Origin of the sequence: Limnohabitans sp. (assembly GCF_031538885.1) — a bacterium.
Classification (GTDB): domain Bacteria; phylum Pseudomonadota; class Gammaproteobacteria; order Burkholderiales; family Burkholderiaceae_C; genus Limnohabitans.
Window position 1 is genome coordinate 23,927 of the sequence record NZ_JAVKLW010000055.1, and the last position, 9,389, is coordinate 33,315.

6 protein-coding genes and 1 pseudogene are annotated in these 9,389 nt (G+C 57.8%); 3 read left to right on the forward strand and 4 right to left on the reverse strand.

Translation table 11 applies throughout. The features are described 5' to 3' along the window. The first annotated feature begins 26 nt into the window (after positions 1–26). On the forward strand, positions 27–536 hold the full coding sequence (locus tag RMS03_RS04170) for a MarR family winged helix-turn-helix transcriptional regulator (protein WP_310625848.1): 510 nt from the start codon (positions 27–29) through the stop codon (positions 534–536). Here RMS03_RS04170 and RMS03_RS04175 read toward each other — a convergent pair. Further along, a complete protein-coding gene (locus tag RMS03_RS04175) occupies positions 533–1,156 on the reverse strand; it encodes a LysE family translocator (protein ID WP_310625849.1) in 624 nt (207 codons plus the stop codon). The genes RMS03_RS04170 and RMS03_RS04175 overlap by 4 nt on opposite strands. A gap of 21 nt (positions 1,157–1,177) precedes the next feature. Beyond that, a complete protein-coding gene (polA, locus tag RMS03_RS04180) occupies positions 1,178–3,985 on the reverse strand; it encodes a DNA polymerase I (RefSeq protein ID WP_310625850.1) in 2,808 nt (935 codons plus the stop codon). Positions 3,986–4,387: 402 nt separating this feature from the next. Between polA and RMS03_RS04185 the strand changes: the two genes are divergently transcribed. Both RMS03_RS04185 and RMS03_RS04190 read left to right on the forward strand, forming a co-directional pair. Further along, a complete protein-coding gene (locus RMS03_RS04185; RefSeq protein WP_310625851.1) occupies positions 4,388–5,350 on the forward strand; it encodes a homoserine kinase in 963 nt (320 codons plus the stop codon). A gap of 3 nt (positions 5,351–5,353) precedes the next feature. Continuing rightward, on the forward strand, positions 5,354–6,130 hold the full coding sequence (locus RMS03_RS04190) for a BPSS1780 family membrane protein (protein ID WP_310625852.1): 777 nt from the start codon (positions 5,354–5,356) through the stop codon (positions 6,128–6,130). Positions 6,131–6,188: 58 nt separating this feature from the next. Here the strand turns inward: RMS03_RS04190 and RMS03_RS04195 are convergent, their stop codons facing one another. Together RMS03_RS04195 and RMS03_RS04200 are read right to left on the reverse strand one after the other, a co-directional pair. After that, the gene (locus tag RMS03_RS04195; protein WP_310625853.1) at positions 6,189–8,633 is read right to left on the reverse strand and encodes a UvrD-helicase domain-containing protein; all 2,445 of its coding nucleotides are present in this window, start codon (positions 8,631–8,633) and stop codon (positions 6,189–6,191) included. 33 nt (positions 8,634–8,666) lie between these two features. Then, positions 8,667–9,251, reverse strand: a pseudogene (locus RMS03_RS04200) (N-6 DNA methylase); the annotation flags it as partial. Positions 9,252–9,389 lie beyond the last annotated feature (138 nt).

The window sequence follows — 9,389 nt, forward strand, 5'->3', positions numbered from 1 at the left end:
CAGCTTCCAAATTCTTCGCCCCATCCATGAGTACCGCCGCACGCCAAGTGTCCACCGCCCCTAAAACCAGTGCTGTAGAGGCAGACGTTTCGAACGAAACGGGAGGCACTGACTATTTGGAAACCTTGCTGGGCTACAACGCCAGCCGTGCTGCGCACACCTTGGTGTCGAATTTCTTGCGCGGTGTGGGCTCGTTCGAGTTGCGCACCGTGGACTTTTCGGTGTTGTCGGTGATCGGCCACTGGCCTGGCGTGACCTCGCGTCAACTGTGTCAGCAACTCAATGTGTTGCCCCCCAATATGGTGGTGCTGCTGCGTGAGCTGGACAAGCGCGGCTTGATTGAACGCCAACCGCACCCCACGGACCGACGTGCGGTGGGTCTGCTGCTGAGCGACAGCGGCAAAGCTTTGATGAAAAAAGCTGAAAAGGCGGCCAGCGCTGCCGATTTGCAAGGCACGGCACACCTGAGTGCAGCAGAGCGCAAAACACTGGCGCGTTTGCTGCAAAAAATTTACCTCAAGCTGCGCACTGACTAATTGATGAACATCAGGCGCACACCCAGTGCGCAAAAAATCACACCTGCCAAGCGGTCAAACCACAAACCCACGCGTGGCCAGCGTGCAAACCACTGCCCCACCGTGCCCGCGAAATAACCCAACACGCCAAACAACACCAAGGCCTGCGCGGTAAACACCAAGCCCAACGTGGCCAGCTGCAGCACCACATCGCCGCGCTGCGGCGCCACAAACTGCGGCAAGAAGGCCAAGAAAAACAACATCACTTTGGGGTTGATGGCATTGGCCAACACACCGCGCCACAAAAGCTGTAGGGCAGATTGATCGGGCGCATCGGTCGGCACCATCGCACCACCCAGGTTGCGCAAAGCTTGCACACCCAACCAAAACAAATAAGCCCCACCGCCAATGCGTAAAGCCGCAAACGCCACGGGCGACGCCACCAACAACGAACTCACCCCCACCACCGCCAACAACGTGTGGCTTAAACACCCCAACGCACACCCCAAGCCAAACGCCATGCCCTGCTTGCGGCCACGCGACATGCCCAGACTGAGCACCAGCAAGTTGTCGGGGCCAGGGGACATGGTGATGAGGCTAGCGGCTAGGAGAAAGCCTAGGAGTTGATCGAGGGTGAGCATGATCTAGTTTTCAACATCGTTTCAATGCGCCTCATCCCAATTCAACCCCACCCCCACCTCCGCCAACAACGGCACTTTGAGTTGCGCCACTTCGGCCATCAGGCGCGGCACTTCGGTACGCACCCATGCCACCTCTGACTCGGGCACTTCAAACACCAGTTCGTCATGCACTTGCATGATGACTTTGGTGGTGCGTTGTTGTTGGTCAATGGCTTGCTGAACGGCCACCATGCTCATCTTGATGAGGTCAGCGGCTGTGCCTTGCATGGGCGCGTTAATGGCGGCGCGTTCTGCGCCTGCACGGCGTGGGCCGTTGGGGCTGTTGATTTCTGGCAAGTACAAGCGGCGGCCAAACACGGTTTCGACATAGCCTTGGGCTTTGGCTTGCTCGCGCGTGTCGTCCATGTAGCGCTTGACGCCTGCGAATCGCTCGAAATAACGGGTGATGTAATTTTTCGCAGCGGTGTTGTCGATGCCCAAGGCCTTGGCTAAACCGAAGGCGCTCATGCCGTAGATGAGGCCAAAGTTAATCACCTTGGCGTAGCGGCGCTGTTCATTGCTCACCTCGCTCACGGCCACGCCAAACACTTCTGACGCGGTGGCGCGGTGTACGTCCAAGCCTTCATGAAAAGCTTTGACCAAGGCCTCGTCACCACTGATGTGCGCCATGATGCGCAGCTCAATCTGGCTGTAGTCAGCACTGGCTATCACGCAGCCCGCAGGAGCCACAAATGCTTCGCGCACTTTGCGGCCTTCGGCTGTGCGGATTGGGATGTTCTGCAAGTTGGGGTCGTTGCTTGACAAGCGGCCCGTCACCGCCACCGCTTGCGCATAGTGCGTGTGCACGCGGCCTGTGCGTGGTACAGCCATTTGCGCGAGTTTGTCGGTGTAAGTACCTTTGAGTTTGCTCAAACTGCGGTGTTCCAAAATCTTGGCAGGCAATGGGTAGTCCTCGGCCAACTTCTCCAACACTTCTTCGTCGGTGCTGCGTGCGCCGGTGGCGGTTTTTTTGATAACGGGCAAGCCCAGTTTGTCAAAGAAGATTTCGCCCAGTTGCTTAGGGCTGGCCAAGTTAAACGGCTGGCCTGCAATGTCATACGCTTCGGTTTCTAGCTGTACGATGCGTTGGCCCAGCGCATGGCTTTGTGCGGCGAGTGTGGGCGCGTCAATCAACACACCATTGCGCTCGATGCGGTACAGCGCTTCGCTGCTTTGAATTTCTAGGTCGTAGATGAAGTGCAGCTTGTCGTCGGCTTGCAAACGCGGCCACAGCACTTGGTGCACGTCCAGCGTCATGTCGGAGTCTTCGCACGAGTATTCGGTGGCACGCGCCACGTCCACTTGCGAGAACGGAATTTGGTGTGCGCCTTTGCCGCACAAGTCTTCATAGCTCAGACCTTTGCGGCCCACATGGCGCTCGGCCAAACTGGCTAGGCCGTGAGGCTTGTGCACTTCCAGCACATAGCTTTGCAGTAGGGTGTCGTGGGCGTAGCCCTTCACCTCAATGCCGTGATTGGCCATGACGTGGCGGTCGTATTTGATGTGTTGGCCTAGCTTGGTGATGGCAGGGTTTTCAAACCAAGGTTTGAGTTTGGCTAACACCTCGTGGATAGGCAACTGCGTGGGTGCATCGCCATAGCTGTGCGCCAGCGGGATGTAGCAGGCTTCGCCGGGTGTGACTGAAAAACTCAGGCCCACAATCTCGGCGCGCATGGCGTCGAGCGAGGTGGTTTCAGTGTCAAACGCCACCAACTCTGCGGCTTGCAGTTTGGCCAGCCATGCATCCAACGCTTCCCACGTCAGCACGCAGTCGTATGCCTTATGGGTCACTTGAGACGTGGTGGGTTCGGGTTCGTCAAACAAGCTAGGGTTGGGCTCAAACTTGGGTTTGGCCGCAGTGCCAGCGCTGCTGCCTGAACCACCTGCGCCTGATGCAAGCTCACCGCCTTCGCCGATGGCACGCGCCAAGCCTTTGAAGCCATAGGTTTCATAAAACGTTTTGAGCCCAGCTTTGTCGGGCTCGGCCAAGTGCAGCGCATCGAGTGCAGGCAAACCCGGCACATAAGCCGACAAATCGCAATCGGTTTTCATGGTCACGAGCTGGCGGCCCATGGGCAGCCAATCCACGGCTTGGCGCAAGTTCTCGCCGGCCACGCCTTTGATGGCACTGGCGTTTTGCATCAAGTTGTCGAGCGAGCCATATTCCATCAGCCACTTGGCAGCGGTCTTGGGGCCGACTTTTTGCACGCCGGGCACGTTGTCGACCGTGTCGCCCACCAAAGTTTGGTAATCGACCATCAAATGCGGCGGCACGCCAAACTCAGCAGTCACGCCAGCCACATCGCGTTTTTTGCCGTTCATGGTGTCCATGATGGTGATGTGTTCGTTGACCAACTGACTCAAATCTTTGTCGCCACTCGACACCACCACGGTCACGCCCTGTTTGGCGGCGGTCACGGCCAAGGTGGCAATCACATCGTCGGCCTCCACGCCCGGCACATCGAGCACGGTCCAGCCCAGCATGCGCACCATGGCATGGATGGGTTCGATTTGTGCGCGCAAGTCGTCGGGCATGGGGGAGCGGTGCGCCTTGTAGGCGGGGTACATCTCTTCACGGAAGGTGGGGCCTTTGGCGTCAAACACGCAAGCGGCCAACTGGGTGGGCACTTCTTTGCGCAGGGCTTGCATCATGTTGATCATGCCGCGAATGGCCCCTGTGGCGGCACTCGTCGGGTCGCCTGGCACGGCGCGAAGGTCGGGCATGGCATGAAAGGCGCGGTAAAGGTAGCTGGAGCCGTCGACCAGCAGCAATGTTTTGGATTCACTCATGACTGTAGATTGTGCCTTGTGTGTTTTTTGTTGCTGAGCTCGCTGGACGCGGCTGGTGGGCGTCGCTGCTTCATGCTGGAGTACCAGAAATCATGGCGACGCCCACCCGCCACGCCCAGTCTGCGACACAGGTTTTGGCACGCCTGCAGCATGGCTCGTGCCGTTGGCACATTGCCATGCTTAGCGCGAACTAAAGCTGCGACCATGAAGCGATGTGGCAATCGTGACAGCAGAGCCACAAACCAGCAGGCCGTAGTCTTGGGGGTTGAGGGGTGAGCGGGTAACGATTTCTGATACCCCAGCATGAGGAACCCGCTCATCCCTCAGCCCCCAAGCGAGCCCAGCAAAAAGCAACAGACTCGACAACTACAATGAGCGCCAACTTTTAATACCTTGGCAGTCATGGCAGTTTTCACCGAAGTCTCAGAGTCCTCCGCGCAAGAACTGCTCACCCAACTCCAACTCGGCGAGTTGGTCGAACTCAAAGGCATCCAAGGCGGCATTGAGAACACCAACTACTTTCTCACCAGCAGCACAGGCCCCTACGTACTGACGCTGTTTGAGCGCCTCACGCACGAGCAACTGCCGTTTTATCTGTACCTGATGAAGCACTTGGCGCAAGGCGGTATTCCTGTGCCAGACCCTGTGTCCAATCAAACTGGGGACATTTTGCTGACCGTCGAGGGCAAACCTGCTGCCGTGGTCAACCGGCTGCGGGGCAAAAGCGAGCTCAACCCCAGCCCCGCCCACTGCGCCGCCGTGGGTGACATGCTGGCCCGCATGCACATCGCTGGCCGCAACTACAACCGCCAACAGTCCAACCTGCGTGGACTGTCTTGGTGGAACGAGACCGTGCCCGTGGTGCTGCCGCATTTGGACCAAACGCAAGCCACGCTGATTCAAACTGAGTTGGCCTACCAAAACCACATCGCTGCATCCTCGGCCTATACCGCCATGCCCCGTGGCCCGATTCACGCCGATTTATTCCGCGACAACGTGATGTTTGATGGCACGCTTGAGGCGCCTGAGCTGACAGGCTTCTTCGACTTCTACTTTGCCGGCGTGGACACGTGGCTGTTTGATGTGGCCGTGTGTTTGAACGACTGGTGTATTACCCATGTCGATGGCGCGCACGATGCCGCAAAAGCCCAAGCCTTTGTGGCCGCCTACCAAGCGGTGCGCCCGTTCACACCGGCTGAACGCCAGCTACTCAACCCCCTGCTGCGTGCTGGTGCCTTGCGCTTTTGGACTTCGCGCTTGTGGGACTTCCACTTGCCGCGCGAAGCCAGCATGTTGCAACCCCACGACCCGACGCACTTTGAGCGCGTGCTGCGCCAGCGTGTGGCACACCCTGTCACACTCTGAGCTATGAAACTCCACGTTGTCCCCGCAAAAACTGGTTCGCTCTGGGTGCGCCAAGGCATTCGCGCTTTCTGGAAGCGGCCCCTGGCACTGACGGGCTTGTTCTTCATGTTCATGGCCAGCATGTCCATCCTCTCGATCGTGCCTGTGCTGGGTGGCTTTTTGGCGCTGATGTTGCTACCCGCCGCATCGCTGGGCTTGATGGCGGCCACGCGTGAGGTCGATCTGGGCAAGTTTCCTATGCCGGTGGTCTTGGCGGTTGGGTTTCGCAATGGCTCCGAGGGCAAGCGCCATATGTTGGTGCTGGGCGTGTTGTATGCCTGCGGCTTCGTCGGTGTGATGGGTTTGTCGGCGCTGGTGGACGGCGGTGACTTTGCCAAGTTGTATTTGGTGGGCGGCTCGCTTGACATGGACACCTTGACAAAGCCTGAGTTTCAAAACGCCATGTGGCTGTCGCTGCTGTTGTACATGCCTTTGTCGATGGTGTTTTGGCATGCCCCTGCACTCACGCATTGGCATGGCGTGCCTGTGGTGAAAAGCTTGTTCTTCAGCACCGTGGCTTGCCTGAGTAACTGGCGCGCCTTCTTGGTGTTTGGGCTGCTGTGGTCGCTGATTTTCTTAGGCACCACCTTGGGCATCACTCTGATCGCCAGCTTGATAGACGACGCAGACTTTGCGGCCATGGCCTTGCTGCCGGCCATGCTGATGTTGGCTGCGATGTTTTTTTGCTCAACGTATTACAGCTTCAAAGACTGTTTCACGTCCGACACGATTTACGCGTAAAGCTCGTCAAACGCCATGTGTGTCAAGTCGCGCTGGCGGGCATCACACCGCAGCTTGCTCACACTTGGGTCAACTTGGCCACACTCAGGGCCAGCCACTTGGTGCCGTGGCGCGGGAAGTTCACCTGCGCACGGGCATCGTCGCCCACACCCTCAATGCTGACCACCGTGCCCTCACCAAACTTGGTGTGGAACACCTGCACACCGCTGCGCACCCATGCGTTAGGGCCGCTGGTCACTGGCGCTGCACGTTGCGGCACGGGCTTGGGTGCAACGGCTGTGGCTGCACCGCCTCCCCAAGCGTTGTTTTGCCACGCAGGGTTTTGCCATGCATCGCGACGCGTTGGCATGGCGTCGGCAAAGGCAGAACGTGCGGGCGTGATCCACTTGAGCGCGTGCTCTGGCAGTTCATCAAAGAAACGGCTCTTGAGGTTATAACGCGTTTGGCCGTGCAACATGCGGGTTTGCGAATGGCTCAAATACAAACGCCGACGCGCCCGCGTGATGGCCACGTACATGAGGCGACGCTCTTCTTCGAGGCCATCAAAGTCGTTCATCGAATTTTCGTGGGGGAACAAGCCCTCCTCCATGCCCGTGATGAACACACCATCAAACTCCAAACCTTTGGAGGCATGCACCGTCATCAGCTGAATCGCGTCTTGCCCCGCTTGCGCTTGGTTGTCACCCGACTCCAAGGCCGCATGTGTGAGAAAAGCGGCCAAAGGCGACAAGGTTTCGCCCGTGTCGGCGTTGATCAGGGTGAGGGGAGTAGCTTGGCGTGTGAGCGCGTTGCCTTCTGCCAGCGTGTCGGTTGCGGCCTCTGCTGAGGTGCCAAAAATTGCGTTGGTGCCCGCAGCCACAGGCTGGCCATGTTCATCAATGGGTAAGGCCACGGCATCGCGACCAAAGCCTTCTTGGGTGACAAAGCTCTCAGCGGCGTTGACCAATTCCTGCAAGTTTTCAATGCGGTCTTGGCCTTCGCGCTCGCTTTGGTAATGCGTGATCAAACCTGAATGGTCGAGCAACAGCTTAACGATTTGGCGCAGGTTTTGGCCCTGCGTTTGCTCGCGCAACACATCGATCTTGGCCACAAAGGCACTGAGGTTGGCCCCTGCTTTGCCTGCCACTGCGGTGACGGCATCGCTCATGGCGCAGCCCATGGCGCGCGCGGCGTCTTGCAACTGCTCGATGCTGCGTGCGCCAATGCCACGCGGCGGGAAGTTGACCACGCGCATGAAGCTGGTGTCGTCACGTGGGTTCTCTAGCAAACGCAAATAGGCCAAGGCGTGTTTGATTTCGGCGCGCTCGAAGAAGCGCAAACCACCGTACACGCGGTAGGGCATAGCGGCGTTGAACAGCGCGGTTTCGATCACGCGGCTTTGGGCGTTGCTGCGGTAGAGCACCGCAATTTCGCTGCGGTGTTGGACGCCATTGGCACCATCGCCATTTTGGCCATCGCGCAACAACTGCTTCATCTCTTCCACCATCCATTGCGCTTCGGCCAAATCGGTAGGCGACTCGTACACGCGCACGGGCTCGCCCGCGCCTTGGGCGGTGTGCAGGTTTTTACCCAAGCGGCCTTTGTTGTGACTGATCAGCTCGTTCGCACTGTCCAAAATATTGCTGAAGCTGCGGTAGTTTTGCTCGAGCTTGATTTGATGCGTCACGTTGTACTCGCGCACAAAGTCGGCCATATTGCCCACGCGTGCGCCACGGAAAGCGTAAATACTTTGGTCATCGTCGCCCACGGCCAAGATAGCTCCTCCTCCAGCATCGACAGGCCCTGCTAACTGTTTGAGCCACGCGTATTGCAGCTTGTTGGTGTCTTGAAACTCATCCACCAAGATGTGCTGAAAGCGGCGGCGGTAATGCTCGCGCAGCGCATCGTTGTCGCGCAGCAGCTCATACGAGCGCAGCATGAGTTCACCAAAATCCACCACGCCTTCGCGCTGGCATTGGGCTTCATACAGCTCGTACAGCTCCACACGTTTGCGGTCATCGGGGTCACGCACAACCACGTCGTGGGGGCGCAGGCCGTCCTCTTTGCATGAGGCAATGAAGCGCATGGTTTGCTTGGGTGGGTAGCGCTCGTCATCCACCTGAAACTGTTTGCTTAAACGTTTGATGGCACTGAGTTGGTCTTGCGTGTCCAAAATTTGAAACGACTGCGGCAAGTTCGCCAGCTTCCAGTGCGCACGCAAAAAACGGTTGCACAGCCCGTGGAAAGTACCCACCCACATGCCGCGCACGTTGACAGGCAGCATGGCCGACAAACGCGTGAGCATTTCTTTGGCCGCCTTGTTAGTAAACGTCACCGCCAGCAAGCCGCCCGGCGACACCTGCCCAGTTTGCATGAGCCACGCAATGCGCGTGGTCAACACCCGCGTCTTACCAGACCCTGCACCCGCCAAGATGAGGGCGTGCGTGTGCGGCAGCGTGACCGCCGCCGCTTGCTCGTTGTTGAGGCCTTGGAGCAAGGGGGATGCGGGGGGGGATGAATACATGCAGCGATTGTAGAAAGCTCAAGCGCCAACCCATTAAGGCAACAAAGGTAAACCCAGTTCTTTCAAAAAGGCATTGTGTTTGTCTTTGGCGGTCTTGATGTCCACTTCAATGCTTACGAGTTGCTGGTGTGTGGCAGTCAAGTCAATTTCCACGTCTGCCACCGCTGTGCTGATGTAACGTGAGATGTTGAGGTTGAAATCGTTCTTCTCAATCTCGGCCATGTCTACGCGGCGTGAATAACGCGCCTCTTCCTCACGGAACTGGTAGGTCTTGATGATCTTGGCAATGTGCGCTTCGCTCAGTTGGTTCTGGCGCTTGCCTTTTTCAAAGTGATCCGCTGCGTTGATGAACAACACATCGTCTGGCTTCTTGCACTTCTTAAGCACCAAGATACACACCGGAATGCCGGTGGAATAAAACAGGTTCGACGGCAAGCCAATGACGGTGTCGATGTGCCCGTCTTTGAGCAGCTTGGTACGAATGCGCTCTTCAGCACCACCACGGAACAATACACCGTGCGGCAAGATGATGGCCATCACGCCCTCGTCTTTAAGGAAGTGAAAACCGTGCAACAAAAAGGCAAAGTCTGCGGCCGATTTAGGTGCCAAGCCGTGGTTGGCGGATTCAAGGACGAAGTGCAACAAAGATGAACTGGTTATAGGTGGCTGAGGATGCGAGAGCATCATGGCCGCTTTAACCGCCAAGTCGAAGTTGCCCAATGTACAAGCACCTCAGCCGAGAAGAACGATACCAAA

Bases quoted from the DNA above. Each gene is read 5' to 3' on its own strand.
- RMS03_RS04170 (WP_310625848.1), top strand. From the start codon at position 27: ATGAGTACCGCCGCACGCCAAGTGTCCACCGCCCCTAAAACCAGTGCT.
- RMS03_RS04175 (WP_310625849.1), bottom strand. From the start codon at position 1,156: ATGCTCACCCTCGATCAACTCCTAGGCTTTCTCCTAGCCGCTAGCCTC.
- polA (WP_310625850.1), bottom strand. From the start codon at position 3,985: ATGAGTGAATCCAAAACATTGCTGCTGGTCGACGGCTCCAGCTACCTT.
- RMS03_RS04185 (WP_310625851.1), top strand. From the start codon at position 4,388: ATGGCAGTTTTCACCGAAGTCTCAGAGTCCTCCGCGCAAGAACTGCTC.
- RMS03_RS04190 (WP_310625852.1), top strand. From the start codon at position 5,354: ATGAAACTCCACGTTGTCCCCGCAAAAACTGGTTCGCTCTGGGTGCGC.
- RMS03_RS04195 (WP_310625853.1), bottom strand. From the start codon at position 8,633: ATGTATTCATCCCCCCCCGCATCCCCCTTGCTCCAAGGCCTCAACAAC.